This is a genomic window from Tolumonas lignilytica (assembly GCF_000527035.1).
Taxonomy (GTDB): domain Bacteria; phylum Pseudomonadota; class Gammaproteobacteria; order Enterobacterales; family Aeromonadaceae; genus Tolumonas; species Tolumonas lignilytica.
On the sequence record NZ_AZUK01000001.1, the window covers coordinates 1,900,215 to 1,919,274 of the forward strand.

A 19,060-nucleotide genomic window follows, 5' to 3' on the forward strand; every position below is an offset into this window, starting at 1 on the left:
CTCCTTGAGTGAAAATTCATTTTCAGTTTAGACACAAATGTGACGTTTTTGTGTTTTCAGCCCCACCTGAAGAGAAAAATTTGATGGAGGTATAAAAAACGACGATGCAGAGCGGCATCGTCGTGGTGGTCTGTCTATTTTTTGGAAGAAAACGGGATAATCAGCAGATCACAGGTGACAGTATTCATCAATTGGCGGGCGGCCGACGCCAGCAGATTCCAGAAGGATTGATGATGACCGCAAACCAATAAATCCACATTCTGCGCTTCAATGACCTGATTGATCTCTTCGACCAGATCGCCACACATCACCATGCTGCGCTCCAGCGGATAGTTAATGCCGGCCAAAATGGTATCGAGTTTATTTTTGGTCTCGGAAAGAACCTTACGTTGCACCCGCTCCACGTCGATATCGACCATTTCAGTGTACAGATCACGCAGATTGATATCGACATGCAGTACAGACAGTTTGGCATTGTGTCGCCGCGCGATGGTAATGGCCCGTTGCAGCAATGGCTGGAAATCATCATTAATATCCAGTGCGACGAGTACATGCTGATAATCGTGTTCCTGATTCATACTTCCTCCTGGGCTAATGAATGCCCTCATGTTCTTCATCCTCGTCCTCGTCTTCATCGATATGTTCCCAGGCATGCATCAGTTCGCTGTGGCGATCCTGCTGGGTGGCTTGCAACATTTCGGCGAGAATATGCCGGTACTGTACACTCTTGGTGATATACATTTTCTCGTCGTCGAGGAACGCGGTTTGTTCTCGTAATAGTTTTTCATCATGCTCTTTGAAGGTTTGTCCGGCACGCCATGCCAGATTTCCCCTGATCCCCAGTTGTCTGAGAGCTGCAACGCCCAAATCAACCGCAGAACCTACGGTTTCACGATAGATCAATTCGACACCTAATTGCAGCAAGAGATGTGCATGAGCGCGATCAACCGCACGAACCAGAATTTTTAATTGGGGAAAATGCCGTTGGGCGAGTTCACACAAGGCTATCGATTTTGCCTGATTACTGACGGCGATAATCAGCAGCTTGGCTTTATCAGCCCCCGCGGCTTGCAGTAAGTCGATCCGATCGGCATCACCGTAGAAGACCTTGTAGCCGTATTTGCGCAGCATCTCGATGTGGGACACATCATTATCCAAGACGGTCGTGCCGATACCATGCGCATGCAGCAAGCGCCCAATGATCTGTCCGAAGCGGCCAAAACCCACAATAATCACCGGATTGTTCTGATCGACAATCGGGTCGGCTTCGCGTTGTTGTTCATCCTGCTTTTGCCACTGACTCTGTAAATAGCTATTCAGCATCAGCAGCAGCGGCGTAAAGGCCATTGATAACGCGACGGTCAGAGTCAGCAAGGCTACCAGCTCGGCATCAAACAGCTTCAGTTGACGGGCGAACGAGAACAGAACAAACGCAAATTCACTGCCTTGGGCCAGCGCAAAGGCAAATGACCAGCGGTGCCCGTGCGTCATGCGGGCCAGCCCGCCGACACCTTGCAGGATCAGGAATTTGACTGTCAGCAGCAGAACCAGCAGGCCGGCAACCAGGAAGGGGTGTTGGGCAAGCAAAGAGAAGTTGATCCCCGCACCCACCGAGATAAAAAACAGCCCCAGTAACAAGCCTTTGAAAGGCTCAATGTTGGCTTCCAGTTCATGACGATATTCACTTTCTGCCAAGACGACCCCCGCCAGGAAGGTGCCCAGTGCAGGTGAAAGCCCGACGGCTTCGGTGGCGAGAGCGGTCATGATCACCAGCAGCAATGCCGCCGCGACGAAGATCTCCCGCAGACCGGATTGTGCAATAAAACGGAAGACCGGGCGCATCAGGTAATGGCCACCCAGCACGATACCGGAGATCACCAATGCGATGAGCAAGCCGTTCTGCCAACCACTGAGCGAAGAAGGTTCAGGGACGGATTTAATGCCGGGAGCCAGAAAAGGCAACAGCGCCAGCATGGGGATCACGGCAATATCCTGAAAGAGCAAGACCGAGAAACTGGTCTGGCCGGCTTCGCTCTTGAGCATGCGGCGTTCGGTGAGACTTTGCAGCACGATGGCGGTGGAGGATAGTGCCAGGATCATGCCGATGGCGATGGCCTGCTGCCAGCGCAACCCCAATGCCAGTGCGATGATGGAAAAGGCCACCGTTGTCAAAATAACCTGACTGCCGCCGATACCGATGATGGGGCCCTTCAGTTGCCACAACAAGGCGGGTTTCAGTTCCAGACCGATCAAGAAGAGCATCAAAACCACACCGAATTCGGCCACATGCATCACTTCATCGTTGGCGCCGACAAAGTTAAATAGGTAAGGGCCAATCAGGACGCCGGCAAGCAGATACCCTAACACCGAGCCTAAACCGAAACGGCGCGCAATCGGAACCGACACCACGGCCGCGGTCAGAAAGATGGCAGCATCAAACAACATATTCTGCTCCATCACAGCTCCTTAAGCAGATCAGTCAAATAGGTGGCATTGTGCAGTTGTTGCGGGGTGAACTCTTCATCCCGCAGTGCCGTCAGCAAACGCCGATATTGCTGACCTTTCATCTTCAGATAATCCGGATCGTTCACACTGTGATAACCGTAGACCACAAACGGTGGCAGCCAGCGCATTCCGCACATCAGGCCGCTTTGCTGGATCGGCAGCAGATAATCGGTGATCGGGTGATGATTGTGGCCAATGGCGGAATAAGAGGACTCACTGCCACCCGTCGTGACAGCGGCCAGAAGATACTTATGTTTCAAGGCATTGCCATCAGGCCCGAAGGCATAACCGTATTCCAGCACTTGTTCCATCCACTCTTTCTGGATGGCCGGGCAGGAATACCAGTAAATCGGATGCTGGAACACAATGATGTCGTAATCACGCAGCATGCGCTGTTCACGCGCCACATCAATAAACATGTTGGGATAATGCTGATACAGATCGTGCACTTTAACATCTTCCAGGCCTTTGAGTGCTTTCAGCATGGCCCGGTTGGCATGCGAACGGTGATATCCCGGATGCGCTAAGATAATTAAAATACGTTTCATAGACAGACCACATCCCCCGGATCACTGAGCATGATAAAAATCCTTGTGCTGCTCATTCAGCTTAGTTCACTTAAGTCAGACAAGAATAAAACATAATGCTGCCGGCGCGTGTCATTTCTTTTACGAAAATCTCACTTTGTTATCATCCTGTTAACCACGTCGGGTGCCATTGAATGTCGCTGTGATATGCTTTTGATATGTTCAGGCATTTTCAATACAGGACAAGAGGCGTTGTATGAACTCGATTCTGCCCCCGATTGCGACCCAACATCCGCATTCTCTGATTTATCATGGTGATGAGCGCATCGATCCGTATTACTGGTTACGTGATGATTCGCGCAGCAACCCGGAAGTTCTCGATTATTTGCAAGCAGAAAATGGCTATACCGAGGCCATGCTGCGACCGACCGAGGCATTGCAGAAAACGTTGTATCAGGAAATGGTAGATCGTCAGTTACCGGATGATAGTTCGGTTCCCTATTATCTGAAAGGCTACTGGTATCGCAGCCGATATCTGCCCGAACAGGAATATCCACTCTATGAGCGTCTGGCGGCGCGCCCGGATGCGCCGACGGAGTTACTGCTGGACGGCAACCAGCGGGCCGCCGAGGTCGATTTCTACGATCTGGGCGCACTGGAAATCAGCCCGAGTAATCACTGGATGGCCTGTGGTGAAGATTTTGTCTCACGTCGTCAATATCAGATCAGCATCCGTAATTTACAGACTGGCGACTGGCTGGCCGACAAAATTGAGAATACCTCCGGCGATGTGGTGTGGAGTGCCGACAGTGCCGGTTTCTTCTATGTTCGACTCGATACGGAAACCCTGTTGCCTTATCAGGTGTGGTATCACACGTTAGGGGCGGATCCGGCGCAAGACCGACTGGTCTATGAAGAGGCTGACAACACCTATTATCTGCACATCAGCCACAGCCGTTCTGAAGAATACCTGCTGATTTCATTATCTAGCACGCTCAGTACGGAAGTGCACCTATTGCCGCTGAAAATGCCGCATGCGACACCGACAGTGTTTCTGGCGCGTCGGCGCGGGCATGAATACGGTATCGATCATTTCCAGCAGCATTTCTATGTCCGCTCCAACCGTGACGGGCGAAACTTTGCTCTGTATCAGGCAACCGATGGCGCAGAACAACACTGGCAGTGTCTGTTGCCGGTACGTGAGCACACGCTATTGCAGGATTTTGTGTTATTCCGCAATGCGCTGTTTGTTGAAGAGCGCGAGGACGGATTAACACGTCTGCGCCAGCTGGATTTGCAGGGCACAGAAGTCCGTACCATTGCCGTGGATGATCCTGCGTATGTGTTGTGGCTGGGCACCAATCCCGACCCGGATAATCCAGAGTTCCGTTATGGCTATGCTTCTCTGACCACGCCGACCACCCACTATGCGCTGGATATCGCCAGTGGCGAACGCAAGATGCTGAAGCGCCAACCGGTGCTCGGCGATTTTAAACCGGAAGATTATCAGAGCCAGCGCCTGTGGGTTGCTGCCCGCGATGGTACTCAAGTACCGGTTTCGCTGGTATATCGCAAGGATCAATATCAGCCGGGTCAGAATCCGCTGTTGGTTTACGGTTATGGTGCCTATGGCCTGAGCGAAGACCCTTATTTTGCTTCTTCCCGACTAAGCCTGCTGGATCGTGGATTTATCTTTGCCATTGCCCACGTGCGCGGGGGTGAAGAGCTGGGCCGCCATTGGTATGAACAGGGCCGGCAGTTGCATAAAATGAACAGCTTCACCGATTTCATTGATGTCACCGACGGCATTCTGGCCTCCGGTTATGGTGATCCACAACGCGTCTTTGCCACAGGCGGCAGCGCCGGCGGGCTCCTGATGGGCGCGGTGGTCAACATGGCCCCGGAACGCTATCTGGGGGTGGTCGCGGTCGTTCCTTTTGTTGATACCTTGACATCGATGCTGGATGAATCCATTCCATTGACTACGGGGGAATATGACGAGTGGGGCGATCCCCGCGACCCGGCGGTCTACCAATATATCAAGTCTTATAGCCCTTACGATCAAATCAAGCCGCAAGCCTATCCGCACCTGCTGGTGGTTAGTGGCTTGCATGATTCGCAAGTGCAATATTGGGAACCGGCCAAATGGGTGGCCAAGTTACGGGCGAATAAAACGGACGATCATCTGCTCTTGCTGAGTATGGATATGGATACCGGGCATGGTGGCAAATCCGGACGTTATCGCTATTTTCTTGATATAGCACAGGAGTATGCTTTTATGCTGGCATTGGCAGATACCAGTATAAATTCTGCATCTATTTGATCTGACGGCGGCATCTGACAAAACAGATGCTGCTAAACTGACTCCATAAAGCCGGGTTGAGCCTTCTGTGTTCAACCTGATTCGTTGAACTAAGGAGCTGAACATGGCAGTAGAACATAAAGAAGAAGTGTGTGAAGCCTGTGGCTGTCTGGCCGAAGTGGGAACCATTATTCGTGATGGTGATGATATTGTCGTGATCCCGGTTGAAGGTGATGATGAAGCAGATGCGCGTGCCCGTCAGGAGCGCTATGTGGAAGTGGCGAAACAAGCCTGCCCGGATGTTCTCGTCAGCAGTGAGCTGCAAACTGTGGCAAATGGCGTAATTCTGAACACCACGCTGCAATTTACTTGTACAGCGGAAAAGATGATTTTTGAAATGCGTGCACGTTCTGTGCGTTAATCTGCTATCTGCCGCCATATTTTCTCTCTTTGGCGGCATTTCTTGCTTTTTTCTCCTCTGTCCTCCCCATCAAACTGCGCAATGGATCACGTAGCACCGTGTAAGACATTTGCCATAGTTGCTGTAAGCCAAGGCGTTTCTTGCTGTCAGATGTTCCAAAGATGTTAATTTCAACTTATTGATAAATAACAAGTTTAATTTAATGTGCATAAAATAATGGAAAATCAGCATATTTAAGCTACTTGTGGGAATGCATTAAATCTTTAGTATTACTCCTGCAGGACGCAAAAGGTTTCTCGGATTGAAACCATGTCAGGATGACAAAAGGACACCTCAGGATGAGGTTTGTTGCTCAGGATGAGTGACAGTCAGGAAGACAAAGGATGCCTCAGGATGAGGTTCGTTGCTCAGGACGAGTGACAGTCAGGAAGACAAAGGACGCCTCAGGATGGGGTTCGTTGCTCAGGATGAGTGACAGTCAGGATGACAAAAGGACACCTCAGGATGAGGTTTGTTGCTCAGGACGAGTGACAGTCAGGAAGACGACGGATGCACCACAGGATGTGGTTATCAGGAATTCTTCATGGATGAAGAAAGTAGCAGTCTACGGATTGATTGTTACGCAGGATGCTTAAAAGGATGTCCCGATGGATCGGGAAGAGCCTTCACGGATGAACAGACGATGTAACATCGTCGTGGGCTTGGGCAACCAAGACTTTCTAAAGGGTGACCGATGTCGCCCTTTTATTTTTTGTACTTTTTATTTCCTCTTCTTTATTACTTTCTCCTTCTCTTTCCTTTTGTGACTACTTCATGTCGCCGTGTTGTTGCTGTTCACAAAATAGTCATTTTTCGTCAAAGTTCGGCGTTGATCCTTTCAGCGTACTGTTAAGCTTAAATGAAAGTGTCTCCAGATGTTGTACCGCCATTGATGGAAATCAATGCGGAGCATGTTGAGGTTTTCTATGGCTCTTTACGAAATGCGCAAGTTCGTGGCTCCGGAGTTTATTTTCGGTGTCGGGGCCCGGCGCCGGGTGGGTTTTTATGCCCGCAATATGATGGCACGCCGGGTGTTGATTGTTAGTGATCCAGGGGTGATTGCGGCAGGCTGGGTGACAGGTGTTATCGCTGATCTGGCCGAATTGGGTATTGAATCTGTGGTCTTTCATGCGTTGACGCCGAACCCGAAAGATCATGAGGTGATGCTGGGGGCTGCATTATATGCGCGTGAACGTTGTGATGTGATCATCGCTGTTGGCGGTGGTAGTGTCATCGATTGTGCCAAAGCGATAGGTATTGTCTATACCAATGGTTGCCACATTCTTGCGTTTGAAGGTGCGGATCAGGTGGCAGTGCCAGGCCCCCCTTTGATCTGTATTCCGACGACGGCGGGTACAGCGGCGGATATCTCGCAATTCTGCATCATAGTGAACTCGGCGGAACGCTACAAAATGGCGATTATCAGTAAATGTATGGTGCCGGATGTCGCGTTGGTTGATCCGGAAACGACCGTCACTATGGATCCCTATCTCACGGCCTGCACCGGCATTGATGCACTGACCCATGCGATTGAAGCATATGTTTCCACCGCCAGTTCGCCCATTGTGGATGTACATGCTCTCGCTGCCATTAAACTGATTTGGAATAACATTGAGCAGGCTGTTTCCGCCCCGGATTTTATGCCTGCCCGTGAAAATATGCTGCTTGGCAGTCTGCAGGCGGGGCTGGCGTTTTCCAACGCCAGTCTGGGTGCTGTGCATGCACTGGGACATTCGCTGGGCGGTTTCCTCGATCTGCCTCATGGTGAATGCAACGCACTGCTACTGGAGCATGTCGTGCGTTTTAATATCGGAACCGCTGCTGATCGTTATCAGCAAATTGGCGAGATGATCGGGCTTGAGATGAAAGGATTAACAGATAGAGAAAAGGCCAAACGGATCACCGCGGCGTTAAGTCAGTTGCGTAGCCGGTTGGGTATTGTCGATAGTTTGGCCAAGCGGGGTGTCCGCGAGGCCGATATTCCGGAACTGGCGTTTCATGCATACCGTGATGCTTGTCTGGTCACCAACCCCCGACATGCGCGACTGGATGATATTAAGGCGATCTATGGCGAAGCCATGTGATATCGATGAGGACTGGAGTTCGCGAAAAGAACGGATCATCGGGCTAGGTGAACGTTCGTTTCATAAAAGCTATTACCCGCAATTACGGCAGAATCTGGATCGATTAGAACGGTTTCATACCTTGCTCGATAGCACGTCGGATTTTGTCATTATGGTTTCATTGCCTGATGGGATCATTACGGATGCCAATGCCACGCTGGAGCGTCTGATGGGGCAGTCAGTCGACAAACTGATCGGTACCTCCTTTGAAGCACTTAATCTTGGTGATGCCACACACATACTGGACGTGCTGCGTCAGGAAATGACGGTTCATGATGATAGCGATGTAATGAACACGCATTCCATGGAGATTGAATTCACTCAGAATGACGAGCTGATTTGGCTGGAATTTTCCTATGGCATGGCCACTCTCGATGGTCAGCATTATGGCGTGATGGTGGGGCGTGATGTCACTGAACGTAAGCGGAACCACGAAACGTTGGCGGCATTATATCTGGAAAAAGAGGCGATGCTGGATAACGCCGTCGTTGGGATTGCGATGGTGCGGTATCGCCGGTTTATTTCCTGCAACCGGCGTTTTGAGGAGTTATTCGGTTATAAATCCGGCGAAGCCATTGGCCAGTCCACGCGCATCATGTACGAGTCCGATGACGCTTTTATGTCGCTGGGTGAAGAAGCTTATGGTTCCATGCTGAACGACCAGCATTTTAGAACAGTGCAAAAGCTGCTCCGTATGGATGGCAGTCCATTCTGGTGTGAAATGACGGGCAATGCGTTGGATCAGTCTCATCCAAACGAGGGCAGTGTCTGGATGCTGACGGATGTGACAGAGCGTAAACAGGCAGAGGAACGAGCCCTTTATCTTTCTTATCATGACGCATTAACAGGGTTGCCTAATCAATTACTGCTACAAGACCGTGTGCAACAAGCGATCATGTTTTCCGCACGTACCGGCACTCATGTGGCCTTGCTGGTGGTGGATCTGGATCGATTTAAAACCATTAATGATATTCTCGGTCACCACATGGGAAACCGTTTGCTGGTTGAAGTCGGCAAGCGACTTAACTCACTGTTACAGGGAACGGACACCGTCTGTCGGCAGGGGGGCGATGAGTTTATTCTTTTGCTAACAGATTTGCCCGAGCTTGAAGCGGTAGGCGTTTTCCTGCGGGAATTAATTGCACATTTTGCCGAATCATTTCAAATCGATGGTCATACGCTAACGACATCGATCTCAGTTGGCGCAGCCATTTATCCAGAAGACGGTGCTGATTTTGAGACACTGCTAAAAAAAGCCGATATGGCCATGTATTGGGCTAAAGATGCTGGCCGGAATACCTATCGTTTTTTCAGTGAAGACATGAACAGTGAATCACTTGATTTGCTCATGCTTCACGCGGGCCTGCGACAAGCCCTCGCAAGCGGGCAGTTTGTGCTGCACTATCAACCCCAGATCAACATTGCGACGGGGGCGTTGATTGGCGCAGAAGCGCTGATTCGCTGGAATCATCCAGAGCTGGGTCTGGTATCGCCGGGGCGCTTCATTCCCGTAGCGGAAGAAACCGGCTTGATCGTCGAAATTGGTGACTGGGTGTTGCACGAAGCCTGCCGTACCGCTGCAAAATGGCGGGAGGCTGGCATGTTTGAACCTGTTGTGGCCGTTAACTTATCGGCATTGCAATTTAAACGCGGTGATATTGAATCTTCCGTCGTTCAGGCGCTGACGGCATCGGGTATCGAACCGGCGATGCTTGAACTGGAACTCACCGAATCAATTTTGTTGAAAGATACGGAACATGTATTAGCCACTGTACAACGGCTTAAACAAATGGGGATCAAATTATCGATAGATGACTTTGGTACGGGCTATTCCAGCCTCTCTTATCTCAAGCGTTTCAGAGTCGATAAACTTAAAATTGATCAGTCATTTATCCGTGAACTGGCGTTCAATGCCGAAGATGCGGCGATTGTTCGAGCCATCATTCAGATGGCCCGTAGCCTTGGGCTAAGCACCATTGCGGAGGGTGTTGAATCTCAGCGTGTCCTTGAACTGCTGCGTCTTTATCATTGCGACGAGGTGCAGGGCTATTTTATCAGTCGCCCGATGCCAGCCGACGCATTCATGGCGTTTCTTACCGACAGTTTGATTCGTCAGAAAACGCAGTAACAACGGATGTCATCTGTTCTTTGATTCGGCTCACAAGCCAAGCAAATGCGTCTGAATACAGATCATAGATAAGCTCTGTCTCACTTTTAATACGATGTAAAGTGATGTTAATTAATCGATTCAGGGTTTATGGGGGATCGCCTGCGGGGCAGTGTGATTCATTTTCATCGGATAGGGTGAATCTATGCAGTTACGTTCAATACAGACCAAAATTGCGCTTATCGGTGGTATTTGCTTGTTGGCAACCGCGGGGTCTCTGGTGGGATACAGTGCTTATTCCGGAGCCATAACACAGAAACTGATTGGCTCGAAGGGTAGCGCCTTAGTGCAGGACACCGCGCTGGATGCGGTGAAGAATCTGGGCAGTACATATGCTGGCGAGATCCGGGCTCAATTTGACGTTGCACTGGATTCAGCCAGAACGATGGCCGATACCTTTGCGGTCTCAAAAATGGCCACCGAACAAAGTGGAGGTCTCGCACTGGGTCGCGATCAGGTCAATGCGATTTTGTTAAATGTGCTGAAGAAAAACCCTGATTTTAACGGCACCTATTCCTGCTGGGAACCCAATGCCATTGATGGCAACGATGCTGGTTTTAAAACGGGAACCAACGGCAATAATGCACAGACCGGACGGTTTACGCCGTATTGGACGCGTAGCGCCGACGGCAAGATTGCCGTCCAACCGCTGGTGGAATATGACACCAATGCCACGCATCCGAACGGGGTGTTAAAAGGGGGCTGGTATATCGGCCCGCGCGAGACACACAACGAAAGCGTGTTAGGCCCACTGCCTTATGTAGTGCAGGGTAAGCAGGTATGGCTGGCAACCCTGTCGGTACCGATTCTGGTGGATAACAAATTTTATGGTGTGGCGGGTGCCGATTACGATCTGGAGTTTGTACAAAAAATTAGCCAGAAAGTCAGCCAAGAGTTGTATCAGGGGAAGGGTGAAGTTGCCATCGTAGCGGATAATGGTTTGCTGGTTGCAGAAAGCAAACATGCCGATCTGATCGGACAGTCTTTTAAAAAGGTGATGGATGGTGACTGGGAAGCGGCGTTGCAGGCGATCAAAGCAGGTCAGGTGCTCGCTCGTATTGACCCAGACTCCAATATGGTGGAAGTGTTTGCACCGATAACTTTAGGGCGTACCGGAAAACCTTGGTCGGTAATGCTGAGAGTTAACCGGGATGTGGTACTGGCTAAAAACCATCAGCTTGAGAGCGAAATGCAGACACTGAGCACCCAATCTCTATGGAAACTGCTGGGAGTGGGGGGCGTCATTTCTCTTTTGGCACTGATAGCACTGAGTTTTGCGGCCCGTTCTCTGGCCATGCCGATCCGTAAGGCAGCCAATCTGGCGAAAGTGATTCAAAAGGGCGATCTGTCACAGCGGTTATCTCACAAGGCGGACGATGAAGTAGGTCAGTTGTCAGAGGCATTAGACAATATGGCTAACAGTCTGCAAGAACAGGTACATTTGGCCGAGCAAATCTCGCAAGGCGATCTGTCTGTCAATGTGCGTTTAGCCTCCGAGCAGGATCAACTGGGGTTGGCGTTGCAACGCATGGTACAAAACCTGAATGCGCTGGTTGCTGATTTGCAGCGGGGAACCGGAATGATCAGCAATAATGCCGATCAGGTTTCTGGGCTCAGTCAGAATCTGGCCAGTGGTGCGACAGAATCGGCATCGGCGATCACTGAAATCAGTGCCACCATGACACAAATGGCTGCGCAAACCCGGCAGAGTTCTGACAATGCGTCTCGGGCCAGCCACTTATCGATGGCATCAGAGCAATCGGCTGAAGGCGGAAATCAATTGATGGAAGAGTTGATGGTCGCCATGCAGGAGATTGAGCGTTCTGGCCGCGATATCACCAACATCATCAAAGCCATTGATGAAATAGCGACGCAAACCAACCTGTTGGCGCTGAATGCGGCGATCGAAGCGGCGCGCGCGGGGCAGCATGGACGCGGTTTTGCGGTTGTAGCCGACGAGGTACGCAATCTGGCGGCACGCAGTGCAGAGGCGGCTAAGCGGACAGCAGCATTAATCAACGAATCCAGTCAGCGTACTGTCAAGGGGATGGAGCTGGCGGATAAAACAGCGAAGGCTCTCGGAGACATAGTGACCGGGGCAGCCGAAGTTTCCTCCTTGGTAGCGGATATCGCATCAGCTGCCAGTGAACAAGCCTCCGGGATTGAGCAGGTCAGTCTGGGCATTGGGCAGATTGATGAAATTACACATCAAAACAGTGCCAGTTCGGAGCAGTGTTCGGCTGCCGCGAACGAGTTAACTGCGCAAGCGTCACAGCTGAACCAACTGATCAGCAAATTCAAAGTCAAACGCTCACGTTAAGCGGGAACAAATAAGCGGAGGCCTTGTGGTCTCCGCTTTTTTTATGGGCCAATGAAACGCGTTAGCCTTTTAGTTTTGCCGCGACGGTGGCGACATGTTTACCCTGAAAACGGGCAATCGCCAGTTCACGGGCATCGGGTTGCCGTGAACCATCTCCACCGGCGATGGTAGTGGCACCATAAGGTGTACCGCCGCCTACATGGCTGATATCGAAAAGCTCACTGGCACCATAACCAATCGGGACAATCACCATGCCGTGATGGGCCAGCGTCGTCCAGGTGGAAGTAATGGTCATCTCCTGACCACCGCCGACACCGGTAGAACTGAATACACTGGCGACTTTGCCAAACAGGGCCCCTTTGGCCCATAAACCACCGGTTTGATCGAGGAACGTCCGCATTTGTCCGGCCATGTTGCCAAAGCGGGTCGGTACCCCAAAGATAATGGCATCATAATCTGCCAGCTCTGCAGGCGTGGCGACGGGGACTTGGCTTGCTTTCCCACCGGCCGAGGCAAATATAGCCGGATCCATTGTTTCAGGCACCCGTTTCAGTGTGACTTCGACACCTTCGACTTCGCGAGCGCCTTCGACCACACTATTGGCCATCGTTTCAATATGGCCATACATGGAATAATACAGTACAAGCAACTTGGTCATGGTTTGTTCCCTTTCTACGATGAATGATGGGCGTATCATTCACGACAGGTACGCCGGTAATAACTCAGCATTAAGCATAGTCAAACCATAGACTTCCGTGCGTTATTCCGACAGTTCAATTTCGGGAACACTGGGTTGCTTTATCTGGAACAATACGCTGACACAAGGGCTGACTTAATCCGGCAAGAAAGGTTTCTACCTGTTGGGTATAAGCATTATTCAGCCCGAGTTGTTGATTGATCTCTTTGTGAGTGAGTGGTTCCGGTTGTAATGATGCCGTTATCTGTAGGCTTTTGGCCTGCGTGACAAAATCACGGGCTTGATCGCAGGGTTTGTCGGGGCGTTGGGTTGAACAGATCGCTAGAAAGGCGGTGTGTTGCAATTTGAGTTGCTGCAACGGGGATGCTGCTTGCCAATACGCCGGATCAGAGCCAAAGGCCTTATCATAGAACCGGTAATGTTTGGCTGCCATGATCCGAGGTATATCATACGCCGCGCTGTCGAGTGAAACGGTGCCTAACCAAGGCTGCGCACCTTGCCGTGTGGCGAGTGTCGGATCGGCGGCCAGCAAGCTAACCAGATGGGCGCCGGCAGAATGACCCATCAAAACAAACTGGTGTGCATCAGCCCCCCATTGCGCGGCATGTTGTTGTGCATAGGCGAGGGCGGTTGCGACATCCTGTGCCTGTAATAACGGGTCAGCCTGAGGTAATAAGCGATAATTGATAGAGATAAAAACAATACCCTCAGGCACCCAACGGGCGATTTTATTATCCACCACGTTACTCATCGCTTTATCGCCCGTACGCCAGGCGCCGCCATGCACCATAAAAATGACGGGAGCGTTGGTGAGTGGATGTGTCGGTAAATAAACATCGAGCTGTTGTTTGGCATCCGCACCATAAGCCAGATTACGTATCACCCGAACACCCGCGGGTAACGAATTTGATGTCACGCTGGTGTCAGCAAATTCATCATTTTCCGTTGTATTCTCTGCGGTTGCCGCGTGCCGTTCGGCGAATCGCTCTTGTAAGCGTTCCCGCAGTAAACCGGCTTGTGCGGGTGACATTAAAAATAAACAGGATAAGAGCCCAAGAGAGACTATTCGCAGGCGTTGCCTCAGCTGTAGATACATATCCATTCCTATAATTTATTAAATTCTTTATCGAAGCGGTAACGGCTGGAGGTCACATAACGCTCCATCGCCTGCAACCGTTGATCCAGTTGCTGCATGCGTTCACTGAGCTGTTTGGCCCGCTGTGCGGCATCTTCCCCATAACCAAATTTGGGGCGTCTGTCAGCAGAGGGTGGCAGTTGGGTTGGCCTTTTTTCCAGCAGGAACGCGCCCGCCAGATAAACCAGCGCCGCGAGGCTACCGCTGAAGACAAACAGGGTGACCATCAGAATGCGGATCAGCCAGACCGGCTGCCCATAACATTCTGCAACACCGGCACAGACTCCGGCCAGCCAGGCCTGATTACTGCTGCGGTAAAGTTGATTGTGACATCGTTTCATGACCGCTCTCCCGATTTAGGTGTGATGATGCCGATCGTCATCGTAATGACGCCAGTCGGGCTGCTGCACATCAAGGATCGTTTCCAGTGTGACGATACGCTGTTCCAGCTTTTGAGCTAATGCCAGTGCATCTTCCAACTGTTGCCGTTCTTCACCAGACAAGCCCCGGTTCATACGGGATTGGGTCCAGTAATGCAAGATCAACCAGATTGGTGCCACCACGACCATAAACACGATCGTGGGCACAAAGAATATCCCCATCAATTTTCACTCCTTTTAGCCATGCTGGCTTTTAGGGCTTCCAGTTCGGATTCGACTTTGTCGTTGCGAGTCAACTCAGCAAATTCGTCGTGCAAGTTTTTGCTGCGTCCGAGATCCTGTGCTTCGACCTGAGCTTCCAGATTATCCATCTTACGCTCATAGGCATCGAATTTACGGAATGCCTCTTCCAGTTTTTCACGGTTGCTGCTGCGTCGAATATCCATGCGAGCACGGCTGGTTTTTTCCCGAGCCAACAACGACTGCTGTTTCGCTTTGGCATCATCCAGTTTTTGTTGTAACTGACTGATTTCTTCATGCAGCACGGTCAGTTGTTCTTCTATCACTTTTAGCTCACGTTCGGCTAATTGCAATGTTTCTTCCACGGCCTGTTTCTCCGCCAGCGCGGCACGAGCCAAATCTTCACGGCCTTTGCTGATGGCGAGCCGGGCTTTATGTTCCCAGTCGCTGACATCATCTTGTAAACGCTGCAAGCGACGCTCTTGCTCTTTGCGATCGGCCAGCACACGGGCGGAACTGGTACGGACCTCTACCAGCGTTTCTTCCATCTCCTGAATCATCATGCGCACCATTTTGGCCGGGTCTTCGGCCCGATCGAGCAGGGCGGTCAGGTTGGAATTAATGATGTCACTGAAACGAGAAAAGATACCCATGATGAACTCCTGTGAATGATTTACCTCTATAACAGAGCGAAAGACATGCCATGTTTATAACGTACTGTATTAAAAGGTGTTTATCGTGCCAGACTTAATCACGCTTCATTTTTACTTGAATGTTTAGCTTTTTAGACCATAAATAAGGTTAATTAAGCCTCAAATGGTGGATTAAATGGCCACACCAAAACAGCAAGTCATCGGCAGTTCTGAACTCTGGCATCAGGTGTTACAACAGGCTTCACAGGTTGCGCCACTGAACCGTCCGGTGTTGCTGGTGGGCGAACGCGGCACGGGCAAGGAGCTGATCGCAGAACGGTTGCACTATCTGTCGCATCGCTGGCAGCAACCTTATCTACAGGTGAACTGCGCGGCTATGACCGAAAATCTGCTCGAATCCGAGCTGTTTGGCCATGAAACAGGTGCCTTTACCGGAGCAACGCGCAGTCGGTCCGGATTATTTGAACGTGCCGATGGTGGCACCTTGTTTCTCGATGAACTGGCAACGGCCAGTTTGCCGGTGCAGGAAAAACTGTTGCGCGTGATTGAATATGGTCGTTTTGAACGGGTGGGGGGCAGTAAAACCCTACAGGTCGATGTGCGAGTCGTTGCCGCTTGTAATGAAGACCTGCCAACCTTGGTTGAACAGGGGCGTTTTCGCGGTGATTTATTAGATCGGCTGGCGTTTGATGTATTAAATCTGCCGCCACTGCGTTATCGCAAAGAGGATATTGCCGAATTGGCCGAACACTTTGCCCTGCGGATGTGTCTGGAACTGGGCTATGATTTTTTCTCCGGTTTTTCACCTCAGGCGATGCTGCAGTTGCTGAACTATGACTGGCCGGGAAATGTCCGTGAACTGAAGAATGTGGTCGAGCGAAGTATTTATCGCCACGCAAAACCGGAACATCCGGTCGACGAGATGGTATTGGATCCTTTTGTCAGCCCCTGGCGCCATCCGGCAGGAGGCGCTGCACCGGCAGCCTCTGTCTCAGAACATAATCCCTTAGCATGGGCACCTCCAGTTTTTACCGGCGATCTGAAAAGTACACTGGCCAATCTGGAACAACAGCTGATCCGTCAGACATTAGAACAACAACATTTTCATCAACGACGTACAGCGCAGGCGTTAGGTTTAAGTTATGACCAGTTACGTGCGGCGTTGCGTAAATATCCGCATCTACTACAACATTGAAACTGAAGTGAAAGCAGGCATCATTTTCGACTGATGTACGTGTAGGATATTTGCCATACTTTTTGTGCTATTAATGTTCAATCGATGCCGGATTGCAGGCATAAAGTAATTGTATGGAATTGAAAATATTGTTCTTTTTCTAATCGATATCGATTCTCAAATTTTTTATAGCCAAAAGCCATGCTTCCAATCGCCGGATCGCAGTCTATTATTAATCGTAAGGAGTTTAACAGCGAATCAGGATGAGTCGCTGTTCAGGGATGGTCAGACAGGGATCTGCCGGATGCAGATAGTAGGACACCCGAAGGGACAAGGGAATAGCTGGTGAAGGATCATCGGTTATGCAGGAAGCTGATCTCAAATGGTGAGTCTAGGGATGGAATGATGCCTGCAAGGATGCCTGCGCTGTGCAACTGCTAGTGCTCCACATAGTAACGAATCTTCGGTTTAGGCAACCGATGCCTGTAGAGGGGTGACATGATGTCGCCCCTTTGTTTTTTCCGCATTTTAAATTTGTGGCGCAGATTACAGCTTTCATCCCCGCTTCCGCTAAGCTCATACAACAGGGAATGTAAACCGGAGTGTGCTACCAAATGACCTCGGCATAAAGTCGGGGTTATTTTTTGCTGCTTTATTGATCTGACCCGCCATGAGCGAACCGGAAATGATGTTTAAATTATGCATCATTATCTACAGGAGTTAGCCATGAGTCAGTCTGTACACGGCCATGATGTGATGCACATGATGCTGGAATTGGGCGGTCAATTTACTCGCGAAAGTCTGAAATCTGCCATTGAAACCCACTTCGGCGCGGAAACCCGTTTTCATACCTGCAGTGCCGAAGATATGACGGCTGAGCAGTTGATTGATTTTCTGCAAGCCAAGGGAAAATTTGTGGCCAGCGACAGCGGCTTTAATACCCGTGAAGAACATATCTGCCAGCATTAATTGATTTACACCCTGAATGTTCAGGGTGTTTCATTGCTTACCGTTCGCAACATCAGAAGCTAAAACGATAGTAGATATTATACGATTCGATCCCCGCATTATGGACGCCCAGCCCTGCGTTTGAGTAATGTAACGCTTGTATTCCTATGACATGACGCTGGTAAACACGTACTCCGAGACCAAATCGATCTTCAAAATTCACACACGAACCGAGTTGCCGGTTTTCCACTTTGTTTCGGCTAAAAGCGGCAATACCAATCCCTGCCTCGATAAAAGGCCGTATTGCAAAGTCGGGTGTGGCGAATTCCCACACCAAAACGGGAGAGGCCGATAAGCTATGGGTATTCACCGTGTGTTTGCTTTCCCAGTAGGTATAGCCTGCAGCCCAATAACCACTTAACGCGCCCGCATCTGAATTTAACCAGCTTTGTTGCCAGGGAAATTGCAGGGCCGCGCGATAGGTCGTGGTGTTATTCGCGGAATGACCCAGTGCCAGAGAGAGGTCTGTGGCATGGCTCAGTTGGCTTAACAGTAAAAGACAGCCAGCTAATAATGGTTTAATGGTTTGGGATGGAGAGACAGAAGTGACCGACATGATGCGCCTCCTGCGAAATGAAAAACCGGCGGATGCTAATTTTTCGAACTGACTATTTTCAGTATAGTTTTTTTCCCGGCTGTTGTGGGTGACTGACGAACATCGCGTGCCCTGACCAGTTTTGCTAGACTAGTGCTGTTTTAACCATCATTTATTTTGCATTTCTTTTGGATCACAGCATATGAGCGTAATTACTGCGGCAGTCATGTTATTTCTGATCATGGATCCGGTCGGCAATTTGCCGATATTCCTGTCAATTCTTCGGCACTTACCGGCGGAACGCCGTCGTAAAGTCATGATCCGGGAATTGTTGATTTCACTCGCGGTCATGTTGCTTTTCCTGTTTAGTGGTCAGGAGTTGCTGAATCTGCTAAATCTAAAACAGGAAGCGGTCAGCATCGCCGGTGGCATCGTGTTGTTCCTGATTGCATTACGCATGATTTTTCCTGGTGAAGGCGGAGTCACTGGATTGCCGGAAGGCGAGGAGCCTCTGATTGTCCCGATGGCGATCCCGATGATTGCAGGGCCGTCAATTCTGGCTGCATTGGTGCTGCTGTCACATCAGTATCCGGCACAGATGACCGACTGGGTTCTAGCACTGGCACTGGCCTGGGGTGCTTCGTCGATCATCCTGATGTTCTATGAACAAGTGCATAACTTGCTGGGTGAACGGGTTTTAACGGCGATGGAGCGTCTGATGGGGATGTTGCTGGTGATGATTTCAGTGCAGATGTTATTAGACGGTGCGGTGCAATATCTGCATCGGTGATGGCGACAGTTGTAAATAAAAAGGAGGCCTAAGCCTCCTTTTTG

17 protein-coding genes are annotated in these 19,060 nt (G+C 50.4%); 8 read left to right on the forward strand and 9 right to left on the reverse strand.

Annotated features, from left to right (window positions below; translation table 11 throughout):
• Positions 1-134: 134 nt before the first annotated feature.
• From H027_RS0108835 to H027_RS0108845, 3 genes are read right to left on the reverse strand one after another with little or no spacing between them, the layout of a single operon-like run.
• Positions 135-578 carry a universal stress protein gene (locus H027_RS0108835; protein ID WP_024872098.1) on the reverse strand — a complete coding sequence of 148 codons (444 nt, stop codon included), beginning with the start codon at positions 576-578 and terminating at the stop codon, positions 135-137.
• Between the two features lie 13 nt (positions 579-591).
• Positions 592-2,457: a monovalent cation:proton antiporter-2 (CPA2) family protein gene (locus H027_RS0108840; RefSeq protein WP_024872099.1), complete on the reverse strand. Its 1,866-nt coding sequence runs from the start codon at positions 2,455-2,457 to the stop codon at positions 592-594.
• Positions 2,457-3,053, reverse strand: a complete 597-nt coding sequence (locus H027_RS0108845; protein ID WP_024872100.1) for an NAD(P)H-dependent oxidoreductase — start codon at positions 3,051-3,053, stop codon at positions 2,457-2,459. The genes H027_RS0108840 and H027_RS0108845 overlap by 1 nt, the downstream gene beginning before the upstream one ends.
• 235 nt (positions 3,054-3,288) lie before the next feature.
• Here H027_RS0108845 and H027_RS0108850 point away from each other — a divergent pair, with 235 nt between their 5' ends.
• From H027_RS0108850 to H027_RS0108875, 5 genes are all read left to right on the forward strand, one after another.
• On the forward strand, positions 3,289-5,355 hold the full coding sequence (locus tag H027_RS0108850) for a S9 family peptidase (protein WP_024872101.1): 2,067 nt from the start codon (positions 3,289-3,291) through the stop codon (positions 5,353-5,355).
• A 103-nt stretch (positions 5,356-5,458) separates the two neighbouring features.
• A complete protein-coding gene (locus tag H027_RS0108855; protein ID WP_024872102.1) occupies positions 5,459-5,755 on the forward strand; it encodes a YfcZ/YiiS family protein in 297 nt (98 codons plus the stop codon).
• 965 nt (positions 5,756-6,720) lie between these two features.
• The gene (gene ercA, locus H027_RS0108865; protein ID WP_024872104.1) at positions 6,721-7,878 is read left to right on the forward strand and encodes an alcohol dehydrogenase-like regulatory protein ErcA; all 1,158 of its coding nucleotides are present in this window, start codon (positions 6,721-6,723) and stop codon (positions 7,876-7,878) included.
• Positions 7,862-10,045: a putative bifunctional diguanylate cyclase/phosphodiesterase gene (locus tag H027_RS17700; RefSeq protein WP_024872105.1), complete on the forward strand. Its 2,184-nt coding sequence runs from the start codon at positions 7,862-7,864 to the stop codon at positions 10,043-10,045. Before ercA ends, H027_RS17700 begins: the two co-directional genes overlap by 17 nt.
• Positions 10,046-10,229: 184 nt before the next feature.
• Positions 10,230-12,404: a methyl-accepting chemotaxis protein gene (locus H027_RS0108875; protein ID WP_024872106.1), complete on the forward strand. Its 2,175-nt coding sequence runs from the start codon at positions 10,230-10,232 to the stop codon at positions 12,402-12,404.
• 61 nt (positions 12,405-12,465) lie between these two features.
• Here H027_RS0108875 and wrbA read toward each other — a convergent pair whose 3' ends face one another.
• The 5 genes from wrbA to pspA all read right to left on the reverse strand — a co-directional run bounded on the left by wrbA (position 12,466) and on the right by pspA (position 15,509).
• Positions 12,466-13,062 carry an NAD(P)H:quinone oxidoreductase gene (wrbA, locus tag H027_RS0108880; RefSeq protein ID WP_024872107.1) on the reverse strand — a complete coding sequence of 199 codons (597 nt, stop codon included), beginning with the start codon at positions 13,060-13,062 and terminating at the stop codon, positions 12,466-12,468.
• 115 nt (positions 13,063-13,177) lie between these two features.
• Positions 13,178-14,131 carry an alpha/beta hydrolase gene (locus H027_RS0108885; RefSeq protein WP_024872108.1) on the reverse strand — a complete coding sequence of 318 codons (954 nt, stop codon included), beginning with the start codon at positions 14,129-14,131 and terminating at the stop codon, positions 13,178-13,180.
• Between the two features lie 74 nt (positions 14,132-14,205).
• Positions 14,206-14,577 (reverse strand): envelope stress response membrane protein PspC, encoded by a 372-nt coding sequence (pspC, locus tag H027_RS0108890; protein ID WP_038149233.1) that lies wholly within the window; start codon positions 14,575-14,577, stop codon positions 14,206-14,208.
• A 15-nt stretch (positions 14,578-14,592) separates the two neighbouring features.
• Positions 14,593-14,838 carry an envelope stress response membrane protein PspB gene (gene pspB, locus H027_RS0108895; protein WP_038149234.1) on the reverse strand — a complete coding sequence of 82 codons (246 nt, stop codon included), beginning with the start codon at positions 14,836-14,838 and terminating at the stop codon, positions 14,593-14,595.
• Positions 14,838-15,509: a phage shock protein PspA gene (pspA, locus tag H027_RS0108900; protein ID WP_024872111.1), complete on the reverse strand. Its 672-nt coding sequence runs from the start codon at positions 15,507-15,509 to the stop codon at positions 14,838-14,840. Before pspA ends, pspB begins: the two co-directional genes overlap by 1 nt.
• 175 nt (positions 15,510-15,684) lie before the next feature.
• Here pspA and pspF point away from each other — a divergent pair, with 175 nt between their 5' ends.
• Complete coding sequence (pspF, locus tag H027_RS0108905; RefSeq protein ID WP_024872112.1) at positions 15,685-16,704, forward strand: phage shock protein operon transcriptional activator; 1,020 nt, start codon at positions 15,685-15,687, stop codon at positions 16,702-16,704.
• Between the two features lie 705 nt (positions 16,705-17,409).
• Positions 17,410-17,652, forward strand: a complete 243-nt coding sequence (locus H027_RS0108910; RefSeq protein ID WP_024872113.1) for a YecH family metal-binding protein — start codon at positions 17,410-17,412, stop codon at positions 17,650-17,652.
• Between the two features lie 52 nt (positions 17,653-17,704).
• Here the strand turns inward: H027_RS0108910 and H027_RS0108915 are convergent, their stop codons facing one another.
• Positions 17,705-18,247 carry an acyloxyacyl hydrolase gene (locus H027_RS0108915; protein WP_024872114.1) on the reverse strand — a complete coding sequence of 181 codons (543 nt, stop codon included), beginning with the start codon at positions 18,245-18,247 and terminating at the stop codon, positions 17,705-17,707.
• 181 nt (positions 18,248-18,428) lie between these two features.
• Here H027_RS0108915 and H027_RS0108920 point away from each other — a divergent pair, with 181 nt between their 5' ends.
• Positions 18,429-19,016, forward strand: coding sequence for a YhgN family NAAT transporter (locus tag H027_RS0108920; RefSeq protein WP_024872115.1), 588 nt, complete (start codon positions 18,429-18,431; stop codon positions 19,014-19,016).
• Positions 19,017-19,060: the final 44 nt, after the last annotated feature.